Below are 23,541 nucleotides of genomic sequence, written 5' to 3' on the forward strand. Positions count from 1 at the left end.
GGTTTGGGCCAGTATGATGATTGAAATCTGGTCAGATGTGGCCTGCCCCTGGTGCTACATTGGCAAGCGCCGCTTTGAAACCGCGCTCAAGGCGTTTGCGCACCGTGACTTGGTGGAGGTGCAGTGGCGCAGCTACCAGCTCGATCCCGCCCTGCCGGAACACTACGACGGCACCGAGCTCAGCTACCTCAGCGAGCGCAAGGGCATGGACGCGGCCCAGCTGGCGGGCATGTTTGCCCATGTCACCGAGCAGGCCGCGGCCGAGGGCCTGGATTACAAGTTCGACGACGTGGTGGTGGCCAACAGCTTCAACGCCCATCAACTGCTGCACCTGGCGGCCACGCAGGGATTGGCCGACGCCGTCAAGGAGGCGCTGCTGTCGGCACACTTTGAGCACGGCGTGGACATTGGATCCCGGGCGGAACTGGTGCGCATTGGCACTGCCGCCGGGCTTTCGGCCGGGGAGATCCATGCAGCGCTGGACACCGCGCAGTACGCCGATGCCGTCCGCCACGACATTGCCGAAGCCCGCACCCTGGGCGTGACGGGGGTGCCGTTCTTTGTCATTGACCGAAAGTATGGCATCTCCGGTGCGCAGCCTGCCCACCTGTTCACGCAGGCGCTGGAGCAGGCCTGGCAGGAGGCCCACCCGCTGACCATGGTGGCCGCGGATTCCGGCGCGGAGGTCTGCGGCCCGGACGGCTGCGCCCCCTAAGCGGGAGCGCACCGGCGCCGTGGACCCCGCGGCTACTCCGGGCAGGCGGCTGCCGGGTAGGCGACTACTCCGGGTAGGCGACCAGGGCAATCCGCCGCCCTGCGGGATCCCAGCTGGGCACGTTCATGGTGCCTTGCCCACCCACCACATGGGCCAGATCGGTGCTGGTGCCGTCGGCGTGCAGGAGCCGCACCATGACATCCACGTTCTCCGGGTGTCCCACAGTCCCCGGCGGGAAGCTGACATAGGCAATTTTGTCACCCTGCGGGGACGGGTGCGGGAACCAGTTCACGCGTTCGTCAAAGGTCAACTGCTCCACCGCCGGGCCACCAGCGGGGGCACGTCCGGGCGCCGGCATGCGGAACAGCTGGGCATTCCCGGGCCGGGCGGAGCCGCGCCCGGAGTTGAAGTACAGCCACTGGCCGTCGGGGGAAAACTCCACACCGTCGTCAAGGTGGGCATCGTCCGTCACTTGCGTGTCGGGGCCGCCGCCGGCAGGGAGGGTGAACACATTGCAACGTGAGGCGCCGCCCGGGGCGCCGGCATCGACCCCAATGTAGGCCAAGGTGGCGCCGTCCGGGGAGATGCCATGGAGGTAGTGCCGGAAAGCTGGGCCGTGGTCATTGCTGACTCGGCGCGGCTGCCGGACCGCGTCCAGTCCAATGGCGTATAGCTGCCCGTCGTCACTGGAGACGTAGGCCGTGCCGCCGTCGGGACTGACGAGGTGGTCATTGTTGATCCCGGCAATGCCGCCAAGATCCACCTCTTCCGGTTCAGCCGTGGCCACCCCGTGGGTGTCCACGGGCAGGCGAAACAGTTTCCCGTCCCCATTAAAGAGCAGCCAGGCGCCATCCGGACTCCAGTTCGGCGCCTCAAACAGCAGGGTTTCGGAGCTGTGGCCCAGCGTGGCCTGTGCCGTGTCAACGTCAACAATCCACAGTTCCGCCCGCTGGCCCGCCCGCAGTTGCCGTGCCATCAGGGGCTCCTTATTTTCCAAAGTCCCGCCGGGCGGGGTTGCCCACTTCCGGGACGGTGTGGCGCAGCCCCGGCTGCGCCGCCCACCCCAAGGCATTGGCCAAAACGAGCTGCACCTGCCGGTGGTGGTAGACAGGGTATTCCTGATCGCCCGGGCTGAAGTAGAAAATGCGTCCCCGGCCCCGCGTGAAGGTCACACCGGAACGGAACACCTCCCCGCCGGCAAAGGAGCTGATGAAGATCAAGTCATCGGGCTCGGGAATGTCAAAGAGTTCCCCGTACATTTCCTGCTGGGGGATCACCAGGGGACTGTCCACACCGGCGGCAATGGGATGGGAAGGCTTGACCGTCCACACCAGTTCCCGTCCGCCGTCGTTGCGCCACTGCAACGAGCAGCTGGTGCCCAGCAGCCGGGTGAAGATTTTGGCAAAATGCGCCGAGTGCAGGGCCACCAGTCCCATGCCACCCAAGACATGGCGGTGAACCCGTTCCACCACCTCGTCGGCCACTTGGTCATGGGCGCTGTGCCCCCACCACAGCAGCACACTGGTACCGGCAAGGACGTCCTCACTCAAGCCATGCTCCGGATCGGCAAGGGTTGCGGTGGAAATATCCGCCTCCGGGTGGTGCTGTGCCAACGCGGCGGCAATGGCGCCGTGGATCCCGTCCGGGTACATGGTGGCCATGGTGGCTGGCTGGTTCGTCAGTTCGTGGACGCCCTCGTTCCACACCAGAATCTTCAATGGGGCTGCCATCTCAAAGCCTCACTTCCCGCTCTTCGCGCGCTGAAAGGTAGCACGCGTCAATGATGGTGGCACGGCTGAGGGCAAGGGAGCCGTCATGGGCGGCCCATGCCCCGGCGCCTGCGCCAATGGTGGCCAGGAATTCCCGCACCACTGCAAGGTGTTCCCCATGGTCAGGGATTTCCGCCACATAATCGGCGTTGCGTTCTGCCTTGTCGGTGAAAATGCGCAGCCCGGAATCGGTGATTTCGTGGGCGTGGGCGGCCCGCAGTTCGGCGCCACCGTCGGTCCCGTAGACGCGGAAGTCCATCAAATCCGCCGGCTCCCGGTAGCTTGCCCAGCCCGCCTCCACCAGCAGCGTCACCCCGCCTTCGAGGCGGATGAAGGCGGAGGCAAAGTCCTCCACCTCGAATTTGTGGTTCGACGACGCCGCGAAGTAGTCCCCGCCGCCGCCACGGCCCTGGCTGCCCAGTGCCGAGTGGGTTGCTGCGGAGACGGAAATGACTGCCGGCTCCCCCAGTAGATGCAGCGCATAATCAAGCACATGCACCCCGATGTCCACCAGCGGTCCGCCGCCGGACAGCTCCGGGTTGGTGAACCAGCTGCCCAGGGTGGGGATGCCGCGCCGGCGCAGCCAGGAGGCCTTGGCGTAGTAGGGCCGCCCCAGTTCCCCGGCGTCAAGGATGGACTTCAGCTTTTTAATGTCCCCGCGGCGGCGGTGGTTGAACACCACGTCCAAAACGCGGCCGGCCGCCCGGGCGGCGGCCACCATGGCGGCCCCCTCGTCCGCGTTGCGCGCCAGGGGTTTCTCGCTCAGGACATGCAGGCCGCGGTCCAGCGCGGCAATGGCAATGGGGGCGTGGAGGAAGGTTGGCACTGCCACGCTCACGGCGTCGAGCCCCTCACGTTCCAGCAGGTCCTCCCACCGGGCAAAGGTGTGCGGGATGTTGAATTCCGCCGCGGCGGCCGCGAGCAGCTCCGGTTCCAGGGCGGCCACGGCCACCACTTCAACGCCGCTCAGCGCGTGGTAGGCGGCCAGGTGCTGCTGCCCCGCCCACCCCAGACCAATGACAGCCACTTTGAGGGTTCCAGACGTTTGCGCATCACTCACTCAGGCACCTTTTTCTTAACATCCGCGGCGGCCCGCAGGCGCAGCCAGGAAGCTTTGCCTGCGGGCCGCCGCGGTGGTTTAGGAGAACGATGTTTACTTTACGGCGCCGGCGGTGAGCCCCGCCACAAAGTTCTTCTGCAAAAGGAGGAAGCCCAGCACAATGGGAATGCTGACCACCACTGAAGCTGCCATGATCTGGTTCCAGTACACATTGGTCTGGGTCGAGTACAGTTGCAGCCCCACCGCCAGGGTGCGGTTGGTGTCGGTGGTCATGACGGAGGCAAACAACACCTCACCCCAGCTGGTCATGAAGCTGTAGATCGCCACTGCCACCAGACCCGGGCGGGCCGTGGGCAAAATAACCCTGAACAAGGCGCGCATGGGACCGCAACCATCCACCTTGGCCGCTTCATCGAGTTCGCGCGGGATGCCGTCAAAGTAGCCGGCGAGCATCCAGATGGAGAAGGGCAGCGAGAAGGTCAGGTAGGTGATGATCAAACCCATGCGCGTGCCCACCAGCTGCACCCCAAAGTTGGTGTTGATGTTGACGAAGATCAAAAACAGCGGCAACAAAAACAGCACGCCCGGCAGCATTTGCGTGGACAGCACGGTGGTGGAGAACAGCGTGCGTCCCCGGAAGGTGTAGCGGGAAATGGCGTAGGAGGCGAAGATGGCGATGATGACCGACAACACCGTGGAAACGGTGGAGACAATGACGGAGTTTACAAAGTAGTCGGCCAGGGGAACTGTCTTCCACATGTCAATGTAGGGCTGGATGGTCAAGGTGCTGGGCCACCAGGAAAAAGCACCCTGCACGTCCTGCAGCGGCTTCAGGCCGGAGATGACCATGACGTAGATGGGAATGATGGTGAAGATGCTCAACGCCGTAATGGTGGTGACCCGGAAAACCTTCGTGCCCGTGGTGTCATGCATTGTCTTTTCTCCGTTTCATGGCGAGGAGGTAGATGCCGCTGACCAACAGCAGGAACAGCAGCAGCAGCACCGACATGGCTGCGCCGGAGCCAAAGTTCCAGGTCAGGAAGGAGGCGTTGTAGATATGGAAGGAAATCAAGTCGCCGGCGGGGGGTTGGGAGCCGCCAAACAACACAAAGGGCGTGTTGAAGTCATTGAAGGTCCACAGGAACATGACCAGCACCAGCACCATGTTCACGGGACGCAGCATGGGCAAGGTGATGTTCCACCACTGGCGCAGCGGCTTGGCGCCGTCCACGGCGGAGGCCTCATAGACGTCGTTGGGCACCGACTGCAGCCCAGCCATGAGCATCAGGAAGGCAAAGGGCCACAGGCGCCAAATGGCCACCAGCACCACAGCCACAAAGGCATTGTCGCCAATGAGCCAGAACGGCTTGTCGCCGGGGAGGCCAAAGTTGTCAAACAACAGGTGGTTCAAGGCGCCGTTGTCCTTTTGCAGCATGAACTTCCAGGCAATGACGCCGGCATACATGGGCAGGGCGTAGGGAATTAAAAACAGTGTGCGGAAGATGGCACGTCCCGGGAAGGCTTTTTGCAGGGCGACGGCGGCCGCCATCCCCAAGCCCCAGGACAGGCCCACCACCAAAATGGTGAAGGCAACCGTGATGCCAAATGACTTCAACAGACCCATGCCCACGGCCGAATCGAAGTCCAGTGCAATTTGGTAATTGTCCAATCCCACAAAGGGTGCCTTGCCCCAGTTGGAAATGAACATCTTGGTCAGCTTCAAAAAGCTCATCCAAATGCCCGTGACCATGGGGATCACGTGGATGACAATTTCAAAAATGACGGCGGGGGCGAGTAACGCGTACGGCAGCCACCAACCCGCGCGGCGGGGCTTGCGGGGTGCCTTGGGGGAAGCCCCGGCTGTGGAACCGGAATTCTTGACGGCGGTGGAAGCAGACACTGCGCACACGCACCTTTCTGGTATCAGGGTTGGGAAGCAGGGGCGGACCGCTCAGGCGGTCCGCCCTGGGCACACAGGCCCGGCCCACCCGAGCCGGGCCTGCGTGGTGGAAGGGTTGTTAGCCGGCTGCTTCAACTGCCTGCTGCGCGGTGGTCAGGGCATCCCGAATGTCATCCTTGGAAACGCTTCCGCCGGAGGCGACGGTGGCAAACATCTGGTTCATGGCCTTGCCCACGGTGCTTTCAAACTGGTCCTCGGCGGCAACCAGGGGAAGCGGCCGGGACTTGTTCTCGTAGATGTCGGCAAAGGTCTTGGCCAATTCGGCATCTTCAGTGAAAGTGGGGGTGACACCGGACAGCACGGGAAGTGCGGCGAAGGGCTTGTCAAGCTCAGCCTGCGTGTTCTCGCTGGTCATGAACTTGACGAACTCCAAGGCGGCGTCCTTGTTCTCTGAGTTGTCAAAGATTGACATGTTGATGCCGGCCACCATGGTGGCCACTTCGGTGCTGCCCTCGGGTGCGGGGAAGGCAACCACACCGAACTCGTCGTCCTTCATGCCCTGGGAGGCAATGGAGCTGTTGGCATTGTTCTGCGTCAACATCATGGCCACCTTTTTGGTGGCGAAGTCATTGACGGCCCGCGTTGCGTTGTCGTACTGGGCGTTGCCCGGGTCCACAACCTTGTCCGCCTGCATCAAGTCCACATAACGGGCAATGCCATCGACAATGCCGTCGGAGACAAAGGTGGGCTTGCCTTCGGCGTCAAAGAACTCTGCATCATTTTGTGCGGCGTTAATGAAGGCGAAGTGGGCGTTTTCGGTGTAGCTGCCGGCTGCCAGGGAGAAGCCGTACTGGTTTCCCGTGGTCAGCTTCTTGGCCGCTTCCACCATCTCTTCCCACGTGGTGGGCGGGGTCAGGCCCGCGTCGGCAAACATGGCCTTGTTGTAGTACAGGCCGTAGGCCAAGCCGTACAGCGGGACGGAGGTGGGGTCCTCCCCTGGGGCGCCGCCGGTGTCCATGGCCGTCTTCACGAACTTGTCCTTGCCGCCGATGGCCTCAAATGCGGCATCGTCGAAGGGCATGAAGGCCCCGGTTGACTGCAGGGATGCCGCCCAGGTGTTGCCAATGTTGAGCACATCGGGTGACTGGCCGGAAGTGACGGCCGTCTGGATGCGGGTCTGAAGATCGTTCCATCCAATGACCTCCAGGTTGACCTTGATGCCGGTTTCCTCCTCGAACTTCTGCAGCTGCGGGGTAAGGACTTCCTTGTCATTATCCAAGCTGGTGCCCTGGTTGCTGGCCCAGTAGGTGAGGGTCTTGCCGCCGCCTGTTTCACCGGCTTCAGTGTCATTGCCGCCGCTGCAGCCGGTGGCGGTGAGGGCAAGTGCCGCAATGGCCGCTGCTGCGGCAAAAGATCGTATTTTCACTTCCGTGACTTCCTTGTCGTTGTGGAAAAATCCGTAGCTGTTGAGGTGACGGGCATTGGAACTACACAGTGTCCGGCGTAGAAACCAACCTAGATGAACTTATGACGGCCGTCAATCAAAAGTTGCAAACTGCTTGTCGGCTTCTTGGTGTCAAGCGATGAACTACCGCTGAAAGTGTCGCTTGGGGCGGGACGGGAAGCTGCCAAACCTCGCTTTGGTGCTCAAAATGGCAACATTTTCCGGTGCCGCAGGGCACTGTAACCAGACTAACTGAACCGGTTCACCCGTGCCGCTTTGTTATTGATCCGTTATTGATTTTCCCCTCGGGCCGCGCCGGGTCAGGCACTGCCGAGGGACCCGCGCAGCTGGAGCACGCCGGCTGCCGATTGCAGATTCCTGGCCTCGTGGCCGGCCATCAGCTCCAGCAGCATTTGGGCGCTGTTGCGTCCCATCTCGCCCACATTGCGGGCCAGCGCCGCCACCGCGGGCGAGACCAGGGTGCACAACATGGAGTCGTCCCAGCTGACCACCGAGACCTGCCGCGGAACCGCAAGCCCCAACTCCTGCAATGCCTGCAGACCGCCAACGGCCATGAGGTCATTGCCGTAAATGACGGCCGTGGGAAAGTCGGGGGTGCGGGGTTTGAGCCCGGCCAAAACCGCAATGGTGGCCGTCCCGCCGTCGTGCGCGGAATAATCCGAAGGACACAGCACCACGCTCATGCCCAGGCGGGCGGCGTGGGCGGTGATGCCAGCGGATTTGGCCTGCTCATGCAGCAGCTCCAACGGTCCGGAAACAAAGGCGATCCGGCGATGCCCGCGGGCATGCAGGGCCTGCACAATCGTGGCGGTGTCGTCATCCTGGGAGACCGTAAGGTTGGAATTGTTCGCCGCCGGGCCCACTTCCACCCCGGCCCCCAGCCGCACATGGGGCATCCGGAACTTCTGCAGCAGCGGCGGGCGCGGATCCTGGTGAACGTGATCGAAGATGATCATGCCGTCAACGCGCCTCTCCCCCGCCCAGCGTTCGTACACGGCAAGCTCGCGCGTGCGTTCTATGCTGTCGGTGCGTGGGTCCACCATCCGCAGCATCAAGTTCATGCCATGGACGCCAAAGACCCCCTCAATGCCGGCCAGGATGCTCATGTAAAAGGTTTCCACCCCAATTTGCGCCGGGTCGCGGTACAGGACGATGCCCACGGTGTCACTGCGGGAATGGGACAGCGCCCGGGCACTGGAGCTGGGATACCAGCCCAGCTCGCCGGCCAGGGCCAGCACCCGGGCCCGGGTGGATTCGCTGACGCCCGGCTGGCCATTGAGGGCATAGGAGACAGAGGCCTTGGACATGCCGAGCCTGCGGGCCAGGTCACTGATGGTCACCTTGCCGGCCGAGGCGGAGGCCATGGCCTTAGCCCTGGGAATGGGAGAGGACCAGCCGCTCCACCGAGGCCGGAGCCAGAATGTGGTCCACCACCATGCGCCCGGCACCCAGCACGCCGGCACGGTCGCCCGCCATGGACTGGACAATCCGCAATCCGGCCGTGGCAAGCGGCAGGGAGCGCTGGTACACAATTTCACGCACGCCGGCCATCAGGTATTCACCGGCGGAGGAGAGCCCCCCGCCAATGACAATGATGGAGGGGTTGAGCAGATTCACGGAGGCGGCCAGCACGTCACCCAAGTCCCGGCCCGCCTGCCGCATGGCCTGGATGGCTGCCATGTTCCCGCGCCGGGCCAGCTCCAGGACGTCCTCGCCCGTGCTGGCGGGAACCCCGTTGGCCTGAAGCGCGGCGGCCACGGCAGGGCCGGAGGCCATGGCTTCCAGGCAGCCATGGTTTCCGCAGCGGCACAACACATCCCCGCCGCGCGGAACCCGCACGTGGCCAATGTCCCCGGCGGTGCCGTCCGCCCCGCGCTGCAGCAGGCCGCCGCTGATGATGCCGGCGCCAATGCCCGTGGCCACCTTGATGAAGAGCAGATCCTGGGCATCGGACCAAAAGTTCGCGCGCTCGCCCAGGGCCATGATGTTCACGTCATTGTCCACCAGCACTTCCGTGGGAAAACGGCGCTGCACATACTCCGGGACGTCAAAACCGTCCCAACCGGGCATGATGGGGGGGCTGGCCGGCCTGCCGGTCAAGTGTTCCACGGGGCCGGGCAGGCCAATGCCAATCCCCACCAGCTCGCGTTCATGGCGGCCGGCCCGGGCAAAAACATCGGCGCACAGCCGCAGCACGGCATCGAGCACCACTGTGGGACCATCGGCAACATCAATGCCGTCCCGGACTTCACTGAGCACGCGCCCGCTGAGGTCCGTCAATGCAATCAAGGCATGGGTGGCGCCAATGTCCACGGCCAGAATCACCCGGGAGGACGGGTGGAAGGCAAAGCGCGACGGCGGCCGCCCCCCGGAGGAGATTCCCTCGCCCGCGGGCCCGATCAAGCCCACGGCACTGAGGGATTCAATGCGCGCGGCCACGGTGGAGCGGGCCAGGCCGGTGATCTCGGCCAGCTCCGCCCGGGTCCGGGCCTGTCCGTCGCGCAGGATTTGAAACACGTCACCGGCGCGCGAGTAGCCCAGGGATGCCAAGGGGGACGTGGCCGCGGTGGCGCCGGGACTGCTCAACATGCGGGGCGGAGCTGGTGACTTGGGCATCTCCAATAAATAACACACCCCCTTCCATCTGTCACAATCCAAAGTATCCGCCCCTCACCGCCACCTTTTGCTTGCGCATCGACAAAAGTTGCCCTAGGTTGAATCCTGAACACCATTCACGCCCCCGAGGAGTTAACAATGTCGTATTCCCTGCAGCTCTATACGGTCCGGGTGCCTTTGGAGAGGGACCTTCCCGGCACCATTGCACGCGTGGCCGAACTGGGCTTTTCCATGGTGGAACCTTACAACTTTGTGGCAACTGCCGACCGTCTCGCAGCGGCCTTCGCCGAACACGGCATCACGGCTCCATCCGGCCATGCCCCCCTGCTCAGCGCCGACCAGGATGAAATTTTCACTGCCGCGAACAAGCTCGGCATCACCACGGTCATCGAGCCCTTCATTGGCGCCGAACGCTGGCAAAGCGCAGAAGATGTGCAAACAATTGCCGCCGAACTCAATGCCGCCGCCCAAAAGGGCGCCGAATACGGCATTCGGGTGGGCTACCATAACCACGCCTGGGAGCTGGAGTCGAAAATCAACGGCACCACTGCCCTGGAATACCTGGAAACCCTGTTGGATCCCGAGCTGGTGCTGGAAGTGGACAGCTATTGGGTGGGTGTTGGCGGCGCCAATGTCACCGAGGTCTTGGCGCAGCTGGGCGACCGCGTGAAGTTCCTGCACATCAAGGATGGCCCCCTGACACGGGACAACCTGGCGCAGCTGCCGGCCGGCCAGGGCCTGGTCCCCATTTGGGACGTCATTGAGGCCGCCAAGTCCCTGGAAGTGGGCGTGGTGGAGTTTGACGACTACGCCAAAGACATCTTTGACGGCATTGCAGAAAGCCTCGCCTTTTTGAACCGCGGAAAGGCCTGATTCCCATGAGCAGGAGCGGACCCGTCGGCGTCGCCTTCATTGGCGCCGGAAACATCAGCAAGCAGTACCTGGACAACCTGACCCGGTTCCCGGATGTGAAGGTGCTGGTCATCGCCGACCTCTTTGAGGAAGCGGCAGCAGCCCGCGCAGCCGAATACGGCATTGAACTCTCCGGCGGCGTGGAACTTGCCTTGAACCACCCCGAGGTGGAGATCATTGTCAACCTGACCATCCCCGCCGCCCACGTGGAGGTGGCCACGGCCGCCGTCCGCGCCGGCAAGCACGTGTGGACGGAAAAGCCCTTTTCCCTGGACCGCGAGAGCGGCCTGGGCCTGCTGAAGGAAGCGAAGGCCGCAGGCGTGCGGCTCGGTTGCGCCCCGGACACCATTTTGGGCGCCGGGCTGCAGACCGCCCGCCGCTTCATTGACGACGGCGGGATCGGCACGCCCCTGACCGCGCTGACCATGTTCCAATCCCCCGGCCCGGAGTCGTGGCACCCCAACCCGGCCTTCTTGTTCCAAAAGGGCGCCGGCCCGCTTTTCGACATGGCCCCGTACTACCTCACCACGCTGGTGCAGACCTTTGGCTCCATCAGCAAGGTGGCGGCCATTGGCAGCACTGCCTTCCCCACCCGCACCGTCGGTTCCGGCCCCAAGGCCGGTGAGGTGTTCGACGTCGAGGTGCCCACCCATGTCAGCGCCATGGTGCAGTTTGCCTCCGGAGCTTCCGCGCACAGCGTCTTCAGCTTTGAATCCCCCAAGGCCCGGGTGGGATTTGTTGAAATCACCGGCACCGAGGGCACCATCTCGCTGCCGGATCCCAACAACTTCGACGGCGATGTCAAAGTGTGCAGGCGCGGTGATTCCGAGTGGACCACCATCCCCGCCGAGGGCCCCGACCACGGCCGCGGCCTGGGTGTGCTGGACATGGCCCGTGCCATCCGTGCAGGCGTACCGCACCGCGCCACCGGCGAGCTGGCCTTCCATGTTCTGGAGGCCATGGTGGCCATCTCCGAATCAGTGGACAGCGCAGAGTTTGTCCCCCTCACCAGCACAGCCCCCGCATCGCTGCCCGTCCCGGCTGACTGGGCACCCACGCACGCAACCCTTTAGGACCATGCCATGACCTCCCCCGCATTCACCGGCTCCAGACCCCTGGGGGTGGCTGCCATTGGCTACGCCTTCATGGGACAGGCCCATTCCCATGCCTGGCGCACGGTGGCCACCCATTTTGACGTGCCCGCCTTTGAACAAAAGGTGCTGGTGGGCCGGGACGCGGCGGCCGTGGCCGCAGCCGCCACCAAGTACGGTTGGAGCGAATCAGCCACCGACTGGCGGCAGGTCATTGCCCGCGATGACATTGACATTGTGGATATCTGCGCGCCCGGGTGGCTTCACGCGGAAATCGCCACGGCCGCCCTGGCGGCAGGAAAGCACGTGCTGGTGGAAAAACCCCTGGCGAATTCCCTGGCGGAGGCGGAACTGATGGTCGCCGCGGCGCGGTCGGCCAGGCTGGCCGGCGTCCGCTCCATGGTGGGGTTCAACTACCGGCGCATACCTGCCCTCACCCTGGCCCGCCAGCTCATTGCGGCCGGGGAGCTGGGCACGGTCCGGCAGGTGCGCGCCTCCTACCTGCAGGATTGGCTGGCCGACGCGCAGGAACCCATGACGTGGCGGCTGCGAAAGGAAACAGCGGGCTCCGGAGCCCTGGGAGACATTGCCTCCCATGCCATTGACCAGGTGCAGCACCTGCTCGGCGATGCCGTCACCGAGGTCAGCGGAAAATTGCATACCTTCACCACTGAACGGCAGGGTCCAAACGGGCTTGAACAGGTCAGCGTCGATGACGCCGCCTGGGCCACCTTGTCCATGGCAGGGGGGGCCGTGGCCTCTGTTGACGTGTCCCGCGTGGCTCTGGGGCAAAAAAATGCGCTGCGGATTGAGGTTTACGGCACCGACGGGGCCCTGACGTTCAATTTGGAAAACCCCAATGAACTGCACTTCCTCAATGCCCACGACCCCATCCAGGTGCAGGGTTTCCGGCGGATCCTGGTCACCGAGCCCGAACACCCCTACATTGCCGGTTGGTGGCCGCAGGGCCATGTGATTGGCTGGGAGCACAGCTTCACCCACCAGATCCACGATTTTCTACACAACATTGCCGACGGCACGGACCCCTCCCCCTCCTTTGAGGAAGGACTTGCCGTCCAGCATGTCCTGGCCGCTGTGGAAGCATCGGCGGCGGCGGCAGGCAAAACCGTCGCGGTGCCCCTTTCCGCCCCCATCCGCGAATCCATCTCCACCCCAAAGGACTGATCATGGCCCGTTCGTACACCTTGTTTACCGGCCAGTGGGCCGATCTGCCCTTTGAGGAGGTGGCCCGCCTGGCCGCCGATTGGGGGTATGACGGGCTGGAAATCGCCTGCTCGGGAGACCATTTGGATCCGTGGCGCTGGGATGAGCCCGGCTATGTTGCTGGGAAGCTGGCCGTGCTGGAGCGTTACGGCCTGAAGGTGTGGGCCATTTCCAACCACCTCAAGGGCCAGGCCGTGTGTGACGATCCCATTGACTTCCGCCACGAAGCCATAGTGGGTTCCAGGGTCTGGGGTGACGGTGAACCCGAAGGCGTGCGCCAGCGCGCGGCTGAGGAAATGAAGCTGACGGCCAGGCTGGCCCAGGCGCTGGGCGTCAAGACGGTGGTGGGCTTCACGGGGTCCTCCATTTGGCAGTATGTGGCCATGTTCCCCCCGGTTCCCGCCGCCATGATCGAGGCCGGCTATCAGGACTTCGCCGACCGCTGGAATCCTATTTTGGACGTTTTTGACGAGTGCGGGGTGCGTTTTGCCCATGAAGTCCACCCCTCCGAAATTGCCTACGACTACTGGACCACCGTGCGCACCCTGGAGGCCATTGGCCACCGGCCGGCCTTCGGCTTGAACTGGGACCCGTCACACTTCATGTGGCAGGGCATTGACCCGGTTTCCTTCATCTGGGACTTCAAGGACCGCATCTACCATGTGGACTGCAAGGACACGAAGCTGCGTTTTACCGGCCGGAACACCGTGATGGGTTCGCATCTGCCCTGGGGCGATCCACGCCGCGGCTGGGACTTTGTCTCCGCAGGCCGGGGCGATGTGCCCTGGGAAGCATCCTTCCGCGCCCTGACGGCCATTGGCTATGAAGGCCCGATCTCCATTGAGTGGGAGGACGCCGGCATGGACAGGCTGGAAGGTGCCCCGGAGGCTCTGGCAGCCTTGAAGAAGTTCGACTTTGCGCCCTCCGCCGTGTCCTTCGACGCCGCGTTCAGCAACCAGGCCTAAGACCCTGCCGCCGTTGCCGCCGTTGCTGCCGCCGTTGCAACCGCTGCCCCCGTTGCCGCCGAGTCCGATGCAGCGCCGTTGAAACAGACGCAGCGCTGCGTCGGACGCGGCGGGGCTGCATCTGCCTCGACGCGGCGTTAGAGTGGATGCACCATGAGCATCCCCAAAACTGCACCGGCATCGGTGCGCATCGACGCCTGGCTGTGGTCCATCCGCGCCTACAAGACGCGTTCGCAGGCCACCGCCGCCTGCCGCGCCGGCCACGTGAAGCTCAATGACGTCAACGCCAAGGCATCGCAAACGGTGGTTCCCGGAGACACGGTCAAGGTGCGGCAACCCGGCTATGACCGCATCCTCGAAGTCCGCCGGCTCATTAACAAGCGCGTGGGCGCGGAGGCAGCGGCCCACTGCTTCACCGACCACACTCCCCCGCGCCCCGTGCTGCCGGCGCTGGGTCTGCCGCAGCGTGACCGCGGCACGGGCCGGCCCACCAAAAAGGACCGCCGGGACATGGACAGGCTCCGGGGCGAGTAGCACGCCAGTAGGTGGCCGCACGCGCTCCGGCGCCGGTGCTGGCGTTGGGGATGCTGCTGGATGCTGCGATGCGTCATTCCCGCGCACCCGGCCCATGCCCGCGCACCCGCTTAAACGCGAAGCGCCGCCGCACGTTCCCCCCGAAACGTACGATGGCGCTTTTGCATCAAGCCCGCAGGGCCATCAAGTGGTGAAGGCCTAAGCCTCGACGATGATGACGGTGTAGACGGGCTTGCGGCGCAGGGAGCGGTCGGACCAGCGCAGCAGGGCGTCGGCAACGGCCTTCTCGGCACGCTGCCCGGTCTTCTCGCCACGCAGGCTCAAGATCGCCTTTTCCACGATCCCGGTGGCCTTTTCAATGTCTTTGTCCGTCAAGTTGAAGCCCACGGAGAAGAATTCCGGATCCTCTTCAATTTTGCCGGTGTCCGGGTTGACAATCAACAGCACCGTGACGGCACCGTCTTCGGCCAGGCGGAGGCGGTCCTGCAGGGACTCCTCCGTGGCTGCGCCTGCCACCATGTTTTCCACGTAGACGTAGGCGGCCGGAACGCTGCCGCTGACCTTGACCACGCCGTCCTTGAGGTCAATGGCGGTGCCATCATCCAAAATGAACGCGTTCTTCGGGTCCACGCCGGTGCGGATGGCCAGTTCGGCGTTGGCCTTCAGGTGGCGGTATTCACCATGGACCGGCATGACATTCTTGGGACGCACCAGGTTGTAGCAGTACACCAGCTCACCGGCACTGGCGTGGCCGGAGACGTGCACCTTGGCGTTGCCCTTGTGGATGACATTGGCGCCCTGCTTGGTGAGGTCGTTGATGAGACGGTAAATGGAGGTCTCATTGCCGGGCACCAGCGAGCTGGCCAGCAGAACGGTGTCGCCCTCGGTCAAGTTGATCTGGTGGTCGCCGCTGGCCATGCGGGCCAGTGCGGCCATGGGTTCACCCTGCGAACCGGTGCAGATCAGCACGGCCTTTTCAGGAGCCATCTTTTCCAGTTCCTTGGCCTCCACCAGCATGCCGCGGGGAATCTTCAAGTAGCCCAGTTCGCGGGCGGTGGTCATGTTGCGCACCATGGAGCGGCCCACAAAGGCGATCTTGCGGTTGTACTTGTGCGCCGAGTCAATGATCTGCTGGATGCGGTGCACGTGGCTGGCGAAGCTGGAAACCACCACGCGGCGCGGGGCGGTGCGCATGACGCCGTCAATGGCCGGAATCAAGTCAGCTTCAGCGGCCAGGAAGCCGGGAACCTCGGCGTTGGTGGAGTCGGGCAGGAACAAATCCACGCCCTCCTCGCCCAGGCGGGCAAAGCCGGCAAGGTCGGTGATGCGCTTGTCCAGCGGGAACTGGTCCATCTTAAAGTCACCGGTTTCCAGCACCAGGCCGGCGGGGGTGCGGATGGCAACTGCCAGTCCGTCCGGGATGGAGTGGTTTACGGCGAGGAATTCCACGTCGAAGGGGCCGAACTTGCGCCGGTCGCCTTCCTTGACCTGGATCATTTTGCCCTTGATGCGGTGCTCTTCAAGCTTGGTCTTCAAGAAGGCCAAGGTCAGCTTCGCGGAGATCACGGGGATGTCCGCACGGTGCTTGAGCAGGTACGGGACACCACCAATGTGGTCCTCGTGGCCGTGGGTGAGCACCAGGCCCACCACGTCCTGCCAACGGTTCTTCAGGTAGGAGAAGTCGGGGATGATGACATCCACGCCCGGGTGCTGCTCTTCGGGGAAAAGCACACCGCAGTCAACGATGAGCAGCTTTCCGGCGTACTCAAAAACTGTCATGTTGCGGCCAATTTCGCCCAGGCCACCAAGGGCCACAATGCGCATGGCACCTTCGGCAAGGGCGGGCGGGGTCTGGTGGGCAGTTCTTCTCATGGGTTCCCGACTCTAGGGTTTGGTTGGCGGCTGGCTGCGGCTGTCCGCTGCCATCTTGTGCGATGCTTCGGCTCGGTGTTGAGCCGGTATCGCTAAAAGTTTTGGGGGTTGCTGTGCCAATTTTACCACCGTGATTGTAGGACTAAAGCCAAGTGCCCTGCGTCGTGCGGGGAAGGCACGATGCAGGGCACTTGGGGTCCGCTGCGCTGAGGCTCAGGCGGTGGCCGGCGCCACCGCGGCAGACCTCTTCGAGTCGGGGGCTGGCAACTCAAACAAACCGGCGCGGAACGATTCGGAGCCGCCCGTCCGCTCAAGGCCCGGTTGCTACTTTGCGATCCAGTTGCCGTCCGTGTCCTGGGTGAACCCTGGCACATTGGCGCTGGTGACAGTGATTGTGCCCGACTTCATGACGGATAGCTCGACCTCGGCAAGGGTCACGACCTTGCCCTTCTGGTCGAGCTTCGGGAACCGGAACGTTGCGTCTCCATCGTCCACCGGGGACACGGCACAGTTCTCGACGAACGTCAGGGTCTTGTAATCGTCGGAGAAATAGACTCCGTGCTTGGGAGCGGAAGAGTCAAGCTCAGCGGCGGGGCGCGCTTCGCTCAGAAGGGACCACCCGGGTGTGGGCTCGTAACTCTTGTCGAGGAACCCCTCTTTCAGTTCTTGAAGCCGCGCCCCTTCCACGTCGCCCAGAGCGATCGTTTGCTCAGCCTGCTCCATCGTCTTGATTTCAGCGCCGGCGGCGGCGAGGAAGGCCTCCTCGGCCGACTCCTGCCATTCGGCTTTGGTCATGGACGGCTCCGTGAGCACGTCAGGCGCGTCGCCTGCGTAGCTCACCGCGAGGTCGACCGCACAGTACTTCGCGCCACTGAGTTCACGGGCCGTAGCTTGGACCTCGGTCACCAGCAGCTCGTCGGCAGCGCCGGTGGCATCCGACAACTCAGCCGGGATCCGAATCGCGAGTTCGCCGTTGTCTGAACCGTATGTGGATGTCTGGAACTCGAACAGCCTGGCCTGCGGCTCAGCGCCGGCGGGTGCGCCGTTGCCGGTGGGCTCATCGGAGCCGCTTGCGCAGCCCGTGAGGGCCAGGAGCGCAACAGTTCCGAGCACAATCAATGGTTTGATCTTCGTTGTTCGCATAGGCTTGCCCGCGCGCGGATGCCCGGCGCGTTTCCTCTCGATCGCACTGCAGGAGTGGGCTGCACCTCAGCAAAGAGGGACATCATGGGCAACCCTACAGTGTCAAAACCACTTCCAGAGTCGGATTGCGGGGCACAGACCCAACTCCCGCCCGTGGGTTGGGTTCGCTTTGCACGTGTTTCACCCCCAACGAGCGGAAACGGGCTTCGTCATACGGCTTCTCATTCGACCGGCCCCTCAGTATTCGGCTCCCAGCCGATCGCCGGTGCAATGTGCGCGGCAATGGTGGCCAGCATTTTGGTGTTGTAGGCCACGCCCAGCTGGTTGGGCACCGTGAGCATGAGGGTGTCGGCGGCCTGCACCGCGGCGTCGGCGGCGAGGTCCCGGGCAATGTCCGCGGGGTCGCCCAGGTAGCTCTTGCCAAAGCGCGACAGCAGTCCGTCAATGACGCCCACCTGGTCCTTGTTCTCCGCCTGGGCACGCAGGCCAAAGTACATCCTGTCCACCTCGTCGACCACGGGAATGATGCTCCGGCTGACCGAGACCCGCGGTGTGAAACCGTGCCCGGCCTGCGCCCACTCGTCACGGAACAGCTGGATCTGCTCGGCCTGCAGCTCATCGAAGGGCACGCCGGTGTCCTCGGTGAGCAGGGTTGAGCTCATCAGGTTCATGCCCTGCCGGGCCGCCCACACGGCGGTGGCGCGGGAGCCGGCGCCCCACCAAATCCGCTGCGCCAATCCCGGCGACTGCGGTTCAATGGCCAGCAGCCGTTCCCCACCCATGGAAACGTGCGGTGCCGGTTCAGCAACCCCGGCGCCGGAAATGGCATGCCGGAAGCTGGCCGTGTGCCGCCGGGCCATGTCGGCGTAGCTTTCGCCTTCCAGGGGGAAATGGCCAAAATCGGCTGCCCCGTTGGCTGCCGGTTCGGGTGAACCACGGCTCACGCCCAGCTGCAGCCGCCCACTGCTGAGCAGATCCGTGGCCGCCGCCTGTTCGGCCATGTAGAGGGGGTTTTCATAGCGCATGTCAATCACGCCGGTACCCAATTCAATCCGGCGCGTCCGGGCGGCAATCGCGGCGAGCAGGGGAAAGGGTGCGGCCTGTTGCCGGGCAAAGTGGTGGACCCGGAAAAATGCCCCGTCAATGCCCAGTTCCTCCGCCGCGACCGCCAGATCCACGCCCTGATGCAGGGCATCGGCGGCGGAGTTGGTGTGCGAGCCCCGCCCGGCCCCGTAATGGCCAAAGGACAGGAATCCAATGCGCTTTTTAAATTCAGTCTCCATGCCCTGCACAACTGCCACCCTTGACGCCCTATTCCATGCACACGCATGCACCGCAGGCTTAGGCGTCCTGGCGCCAGGAATGCCACAGGGCTGCGTAGGAGCCGTTCTTGGCGACGAGCTCGTCGTGGCTGCCCAGCTCGGAGATCCGGCCTGCCTCCACAACCGCCACCCGGTCGGCGTCGTGCGCGGTGTGCAGCCGGTGCGCAATTGCCACCACCGTCCGCCCCTTCAGCACCGCGCTGAGTGAGAATTCAAGGTCGCGGGCGGCCTGCGGGTCGATCAGCGAAGTGGCCTCATCCAGCACGAGCGTGTGCGGATCCGCCAGCACCAGCCGGGCCAGCGCCAGCTCCTGCGCCTGGGCGGGGGTGAGCGTGTGCGCACCGGAACCCACCTCGGTGGCGAGCCCTTCCGGGAGTGCGCGCACCCAGGCAAGGGAGCCGACGTCGGCCAGCGCCTTTTCAATTTCGCCGTCACTTGCGTCGGCCTTGCCCAGGCGGACATTGTCGGCCAGCGTTCCCACAAACACGTGGTGTTCCTGGGTCACCAGGGCCACCTCGCCGCGCAGTTCATCCAGGGGCCGGTCCACCAGGGGCACACCGCCCACCGTGACGGATCCCGCCGTGGGGCCGTGGATCCCCGCGAGCAGGCGGCCCAGCGTGGACTTGCCCGCACCGGACGGTCCCACCATGGCCAACCGCTCCCCCGGCACCAGCTCCAGATCGATCCCGTGCAGCACGTCGTGGCCCTCGCGGTAGGCATAGCGGGCCTGGTCCACCAAAATTTCCTCACCCGCCGGGACGGCATCGGTGGCAGTGCGGTCAGCTCCGACGTTGCGGATGCCCACAATCCTCGCCAGGGAGGAAGCCCCCACCTGGATCTCGTCAATCCACATGATCAAGGTGTCCACGGGGTCAATGAGCGCCATGGCATACAGCGCCACAGTGGCCACCATGCCCGTGGTGACGGCTCCCTGCGAGGCGAGCCAGCCGCCCCAGAGCAAAACTGCAGCCACGGGCAGCCAGAAGGAGAACTCGGCCGCGGGGAACAGCACCGTGCGCAGGCGCAGCGTGTACTTTTCCTTCTCAAAGCAATTCTTCAGGGCAGCGTCGATCCGTCCGCGCCGGTGCGCGCCCAGGCTGAGCGCGTCAACCGTGCGGGCACCCTCAATGGTCTCGGTGATGGCACCGTTGAGGCCGGCGTAGCTTTCCCGCTCGGCCAGATAGCCCGGCGTGGCCCGCTTGAGGTACCAGCGCGTGATGGGCACGAGCAACGGCACACCCACAAACAACGCCAGCGCCACGAGCGGGCTCGTCAGCAGGGCCGCTGTGGCGGTCAGTGCAATAGTGGCCACCGACACCAAAACCTGCGGCACCCCAAAGCGGACCGTGTGGGAGACGGAGTCAACGTCATTGGTGGTGCGTGAGACGAGGTCACCGGTGCCGGCATTTTCCACGGTGGACAACGGCAGCGAGGTGACCTGCTCCATGAACTCCTCGCGGAGTAAGGCAAACACCTTCTCCCCCAGCACCATGCCCCTGCGGCGTGCCAACCTGGACACCACGGTCTGGACCGCCACGAAGCCGGCCAGGGCCGCCGCCACCCACGCCACGAATGCCGCAGTGGTCCCCGCGCTGACTTCGTCCACCAGCCGGCCCACCAGGAACGGTCCTGCCAGTCCCGCCACAGCTGCCACCACGTACAGGCCCACCACAGCGGTCAGCGGCCGCCGGTGCATGCGCAGCAGCCGCAGCCCTTCAGCCTTGACCTGGGCGGAATCCGCCACGGGCAGCATGGTTCCGGCCATTATTTTTCCCCTCCATTGGTGTTGGCATGCCCGACGCCGGGCGCGGCGTCCACGCTTAGGGCGGCGTCCTCGGCGGTTCCATCCGCATCCGTGCCGTGGCCGTCCATGCCTTCACCGCGGACCACCACCGCCCGGTAGTCGGGAACGGTGTCCAGCAGCTGCCGGTGCGTGCCCTGGGAGTGCAGTTTCCCGTCCTTCAAAAAGACCACCGTGTCCATGGCGCCAAGCAGCAGGGGGCTGGCGGTGACCACCACGGTGGTGTTGCCCTGCGTGCCGCGGGTGCGGCGCAGGGCGTCGGCGATCTTGGCCTCGGTATGGGCGTCCACGGCGCTGGTGGGCTCAACGAGCACCAGCACCTCGGCCTCCGTCAGCACGGCACGGGCCAAGGTGAGGCGCTGGCGTTGGCCGCCGGAAAAGCCACGCCCCTTTTCCGTCACCTCGCCATCGAGGCCATGCTCAAGTCCGTCCAGGACGTCACTGGCGCTGGCCACGGCAATGGCCTCCATGATCTTCTGGTCGCTGTGCCGCCCGGCCGGATCCAGCCCCTCCCGCAGGGTGCCCGTGAACAGCTGGGGCTCGGCATCGGAAACCACAATGCGTGCGCGCACCTCCCGCAGCGGCATCATGTGCAGGGCCTGCCCGCCCCAATGCACCTGGGCCTCGCGCAGCACGGCGTCCTCGAAGCGGCCCAGCCTCCGGGCCAGCCCCGCGGACTCGTCCGGATCCCCGGAAACAATGGCGCTCAGTCCGCCCGGGGCCACCACCACGTTCGAGTCCACATCAAGCAGTGCACTGGGGGCGGCTGGCGCGGCGACGGTGGTGTCGGCGTCGTGCACGGCGGACGGGGTGGCCAGCACGTCAATGATGCGGCTGGCACCCACGTGGGCGCGGATGAAACGTGAGACGGCGTCGGCCGCGGTGCGGATGGGCGAAACCAGGAAGACCGCGTAGCCGTAAAGCGCCACGAGCTGGCCTGCCTCGATCTGCCCCGAGACGGCCTGCAGTGCACCGATCCAGGTGAAGGCCACGCTGAAGGCGCCCACCACCAGGACCTGGACGGCGTCCAGATCCGCCAGCGAGTAGGCCACCTTGTTGCCGGCGAGCTGGGTTTCCCGCGAACGCTCCCGGTACCTGTCCACGAAGATGTGTTCCCCGCCAATGCCGCGCAGCACCCGCAGTCCGGCCACGGTGTCCGCGCCCAGAGCCGTCATTTTACCGGCGGCCTCGCGCTGTTCCTTCTGGCGGCGCTGCAGCGGACGGATGACGAACAAGAGCATGGCCCCGCAGACCGGGACGCCCACCAGCACCACCAGGCCCAGCTGCCAGGACGTCTGGAACACCAGGAACGTCACCAGCAGATAGCCTGCCAGGGACCCGGCCAGGCGGGCGGCGACGTCAAAGATCTCCCCAATGCGCATGGCGTCCGATGCGGTGGTGGAGACCACCTCGCCGGTGGAAAATTTCCGCGGCAGGGCATCACCGCTGCGGGTGACCTTGTGGCCCACGGTCTGGGCGGAGCGGTAGGCGGCCTGCAACCAGTTGCTCACGGAGGCGCGGTGGCGCAGCGTGGCGGACACCGACTGGACCAGGGTCAACGCCACCAGCAGGCCCACCCAGAAGGCAAGCCTGCCAAAATCACCCGGCAGGATGCCCTGGTCAATGGCCTTCCCCAGGATGAAGGGGGTGAACGCCTGGCACAGCGTCCAAACGGCGCCGTACAGGATGGCCACCAGCAGCGTTCCGCGCTGTGCGCCGGCCAGCCACAGCAGGTACCTTCCTGGGGATCGGAGGTCCGGTTTTCCGGCGGTCTGGTAGGGAAACGAGCGCACAACGGCCTTCTAAAGTGATTCGTGAGTGGCAGGCGGACTTGGCGCGATCAAGCCCTCCGCCGCGAGGCGGGGCGATCTGCGCGGGCTGGGGGGCTGCGTTGTCCATCACACAGGGATTCACCCTAGCCCACGCCGCACCCCTGAACAACGCCTGGCCCGGGGCGCCGCCGTCGTGTCCACAAAAAAGCTGCCGTCCCGGCCCTGGTCCGGCCTGTTCTGTCCCGGTCCGTCCGGCCTGGCCGGGAGGACGCAGTGGCAGCGCTTAGCGGAACAGCCCGCTGTAGGCGTTGAGGGCGGGCTGGCCGCCGAGGTGCGCGTAGAGCACGTTGCTCGTGGCAGGGATGTCCCCGCGCCGGATCAGGCCGATGAGGCCCGCCATGGACTTCCCCTCATAGACGGGGTCAATGATCATGCCTTCAAGGGAGCCGGAAAGGTGGATGGCCTCCATGGTCGACTCCACCGGGATGCCGTAGCGCTCGCCGGCCCAGCCCTGCAGGACGGTGATTTCCTCGTCGCGGAGCTCACGGCCCAGGCCAATGAGTTTGGCGGTGTGGCGGGCAATCCGCGCCACCTGCGCGCGCGTCTTTTCAATGGTGGCGGAGGCGTCGATGCCAATGACGCGGCGGGGGCGGTCCTGGCCGGCGAACCCGGCAATCATGCCTGCGTGCGTGGAGCCGGTCACGGTGCAGACAATGATCGTGTCAAAGAAGACACCCAACTCAGCTTCCTGCCTTTGCACCTCATAGGCCCAATTGGCAAAGCCCAGGCCACCGAGGTGGTGCTCGGACGCACCGGCCGGGATGGGGTACGGCTTGCCGCCGGCAGTCTCCACTTCCTTGATGGCATCCTCCCAGCTGCTGCGGATGCCAATGTCAAAACCCGCCGAATCGAGGCTGACGTGGGCGCCCATGATGCGCGAGAGCTGGATGTTGCCAACGCGGTCGCTGAGCGGGTCCGGCCAGTCGACCCAGTTTTCCTGCACCAGGCGCGCCTTCATGCCCAGCTTTGCAGCGACGGCAGCCACCTGGCGGGTGTGGTTGGACTGGTAGCCGCCTATGGAAACCAGGGTGTCCGCGCCCTGGGCAATGGCGTCCGGGACAATGTATTCCAGTTTGCGCATCTTGTTGCCGCCGAAGGCCAGGCCGCTGTTGACGTCCTCGCGCTTGGCCCAAATCCTTGCCCCGCCCAGGTGCGCGCTTAAACGTGGCAGTTCGTGGACGGGACTGGGCCCGAAGGTCAGCGGGTAGCGTTCAAAATCTGAGAGGGCCATGGCGTCCTTGTCGGCTCGGGGTGCAGCGGAGACCGGCCGATCCGCCGCTGCAAGGTCAAAGCAGTGTGCAATATATTGGATACCTCTAG

General features: G+C 64.8%; 19 protein-coding genes and 1 pseudogene. 6 read left to right on the plus strand and 14 right to left on the minus strand.

The window, feature by feature from the left end:
* Nucleotides 1-13 precede the first annotated feature (13 nt).
* On the plus strand, nt 14-715 hold the full coding sequence (locus ACFUCV_RS09380) for a DsbA family oxidoreductase (RefSeq protein ID WP_380814907.1): 702 nt from the start codon (nt 14-16) through the stop codon (nt 713-715).
* A 64-nt stretch (nt 716-779) separates the two neighbouring features.
* On the opposite strand, the gene ACFUCV_RS09385 is transcribed toward ACFUCV_RS09380, so the two are convergent.
* The 8 genes and pseudogenes from ACFUCV_RS09385 to ACFUCV_RS09420 all read right to left on the minus strand — a co-directional run bounded on the left by ACFUCV_RS09385 (nt 780) and on the right by ACFUCV_RS09420 (nt 9,498).
* Nucleotides 780-1,691: a biopolymer transporter Tol gene (locus tag ACFUCV_RS09385; RefSeq protein ID WP_380814909.1), complete on the minus strand. Its 912-nt coding sequence runs from the start codon at nt 1,689-1,691 to the stop codon at nt 780-782.
* Between the two features lie 10 nt (nt 1,692-1,701).
* Nucleotides 1,702-2,445 (minus strand): ThuA domain-containing protein, encoded by a 744-nt coding sequence (locus ACFUCV_RS09390; protein WP_380814911.1) that lies wholly within the window; start codon nt 2,443-2,445, stop codon nt 1,702-1,704.
* 1 nt (nt 2,446) lies between these two features.
* Entirely contained in the window at nt 2,447-3,544 is a 1,098-nt protein-coding gene (locus ACFUCV_RS09395) for a Gfo/Idh/MocA family protein (protein WP_380814913.1), read from the minus strand.
* A gap of 93 nt (nt 3,545-3,637) precedes the next feature.
* A complete protein-coding gene (locus ACFUCV_RS09400) occupies nt 3,638-4,477 on the minus strand; it encodes a carbohydrate ABC transporter permease (protein ID WP_380814915.1) in 840 nt (279 codons plus the stop codon).
* A 70-nt stretch (nt 4,478-4,547) separates the two neighbouring features.
* Nucleotides 4,548-5,294 (minus strand): annotated as a pseudogene (locus ACFUCV_RS09405) (carbohydrate ABC transporter permease); the annotation flags it as partial.
* Between the two features lie 268 nt (nt 5,295-5,562).
* Nucleotides 5,563-6,870: an ABC transporter substrate-binding protein gene (locus ACFUCV_RS09410; protein ID WP_380814917.1), complete on the minus strand. Its 1,308-nt coding sequence runs from the start codon at nt 6,868-6,870 to the stop codon at nt 5,563-5,565.
* A 338-nt stretch (nt 6,871-7,208) separates the two neighbouring features.
* On the minus strand, nt 7,209-8,273 hold the full coding sequence (locus tag ACFUCV_RS09415) for a LacI family DNA-binding transcriptional regulator (RefSeq protein ID WP_380814919.1): 1,065 nt from the start codon (nt 8,271-8,273) through the stop codon (nt 7,209-7,211).
* Between the two features lie 4 nt (nt 8,274-8,277).
* Nucleotides 8,278-9,498 (minus strand): ROK family protein, encoded by a 1,221-nt coding sequence (locus tag ACFUCV_RS09420; RefSeq protein ID WP_380814959.1) that lies wholly within the window; start codon nt 9,496-9,498, stop codon nt 8,278-8,280.
* A gap of 165 nt (nt 9,499-9,663) precedes the next feature.
* On the opposite strand from ACFUCV_RS09420, the gene ACFUCV_RS09425 reads away from it, so the two are divergent.
* The 5 genes from ACFUCV_RS09425 to ACFUCV_RS09445 all read left to right on the plus strand — a co-directional run bounded on the left by ACFUCV_RS09425 (nt 9,664) and on the right by ACFUCV_RS09445 (nt 14,251).
* Nucleotides 9,664-10,398: a sugar phosphate isomerase/epimerase family protein gene (locus ACFUCV_RS09425; RefSeq protein ID WP_380814920.1), complete on the plus strand. Its 735-nt coding sequence runs from the start codon at nt 9,664-9,666 to the stop codon at nt 10,396-10,398.
* A gap of 5 nt (nt 10,399-10,403) precedes the next feature.
* A complete protein-coding gene (locus ACFUCV_RS09430; protein ID WP_380814922.1) occupies nt 10,404-11,510 on the plus strand; it encodes a Gfo/Idh/MocA family protein in 1,107 nt (368 codons plus the stop codon).
* Nucleotides 11,511-11,519: 9 nt separating this feature from the next.
* Nucleotides 11,520-12,713, plus strand: a complete 1,194-nt coding sequence (locus ACFUCV_RS09435) for a Gfo/Idh/MocA family protein (protein WP_380814924.1) — start codon at nt 11,520-11,522, stop codon at nt 12,711-12,713.
* Nucleotides 12,714-12,715: 2 nt separating this feature from the next.
* Entirely contained in the window at nt 12,716-13,717 is a 1,002-nt protein-coding gene (locus ACFUCV_RS09440; RefSeq protein ID WP_380814926.1) for a sugar phosphate isomerase/epimerase family protein, read from the plus strand.
* Nucleotides 13,718-13,870: 153 nt separating this feature from the next.
* On the plus strand, nt 13,871-14,251 hold the full coding sequence (locus ACFUCV_RS09445) for an RNA-binding S4 domain-containing protein (protein WP_380814928.1): 381 nt from the start codon (nt 13,871-13,873) through the stop codon (nt 14,249-14,251).
* Nucleotides 14,252-14,449: 198 nt separating this feature from the next.
* Here ACFUCV_RS09445 and ACFUCV_RS09450 read toward each other — a convergent pair whose 3' ends face one another.
* From ACFUCV_RS09450 to ACFUCV_RS09475, 6 genes are all read right to left on the minus strand, one after another.
* Nucleotides 14,450-16,123 carry a ribonuclease J gene (locus ACFUCV_RS09450; RefSeq protein WP_380814930.1) on the minus strand — a complete coding sequence of 558 codons (1,674 nt, stop codon included), beginning with the start codon at nt 16,121-16,123 and terminating at the stop codon, nt 14,450-14,452.
* A 324-nt stretch (nt 16,124-16,447) separates the two neighbouring features.
* Nucleotides 16,448-17,266 carry a hypothetical protein gene (locus ACFUCV_RS09455; protein WP_380814932.1) on the minus strand — a complete coding sequence of 273 codons (819 nt, stop codon included), beginning with the start codon at nt 17,264-17,266 and terminating at the stop codon, nt 16,448-16,450.
* Between the two features lie 221 nt (nt 17,267-17,487).
* On the minus strand, nt 17,488-18,549 hold the full coding sequence (locus tag ACFUCV_RS09460; RefSeq protein ID WP_380814961.1) for an LLM class flavin-dependent oxidoreductase: 1,062 nt from the start codon (nt 18,547-18,549) through the stop codon (nt 17,488-17,490).
* Between the two features lie 58 nt (nt 18,550-18,607).
* Entirely contained in the window at nt 18,608-20,353 is a 1,746-nt protein-coding gene (locus ACFUCV_RS09465; RefSeq protein WP_380814933.1) for an ABC transporter ATP-binding protein, read from the minus strand.
* Nucleotides 20,353-22,182, minus strand: a complete 1,830-nt coding sequence (locus tag ACFUCV_RS09470; RefSeq protein ID WP_380814936.1) for an ABC transporter ATP-binding protein — start codon at nt 22,180-22,182, stop codon at nt 20,353-20,355. The genes ACFUCV_RS09465 and ACFUCV_RS09470 overlap by 1 nt, the downstream gene beginning before the upstream one ends.
* A gap of 262 nt (nt 22,183-22,444) precedes the next feature.
* Nucleotides 22,445-23,452, minus strand: coding sequence for a 1-aminocyclopropane-1-carboxylate deaminase (locus tag ACFUCV_RS09475; protein ID WP_380814938.1), 1,008 nt, complete (start codon nt 23,450-23,452; stop codon nt 22,445-22,447).
* Nucleotides 23,453-23,541 lie beyond the last annotated feature (89 nt).

The sequence above is a fragment of the Specibacter sp. NPDC057265 genome (assembly GCF_042668835.1).
In the GTDB taxonomy this organism is placed as follows: Bacteria; Actinomycetota; Actinomycetes; order Actinomycetales; family Micrococcaceae; genus Specibacter.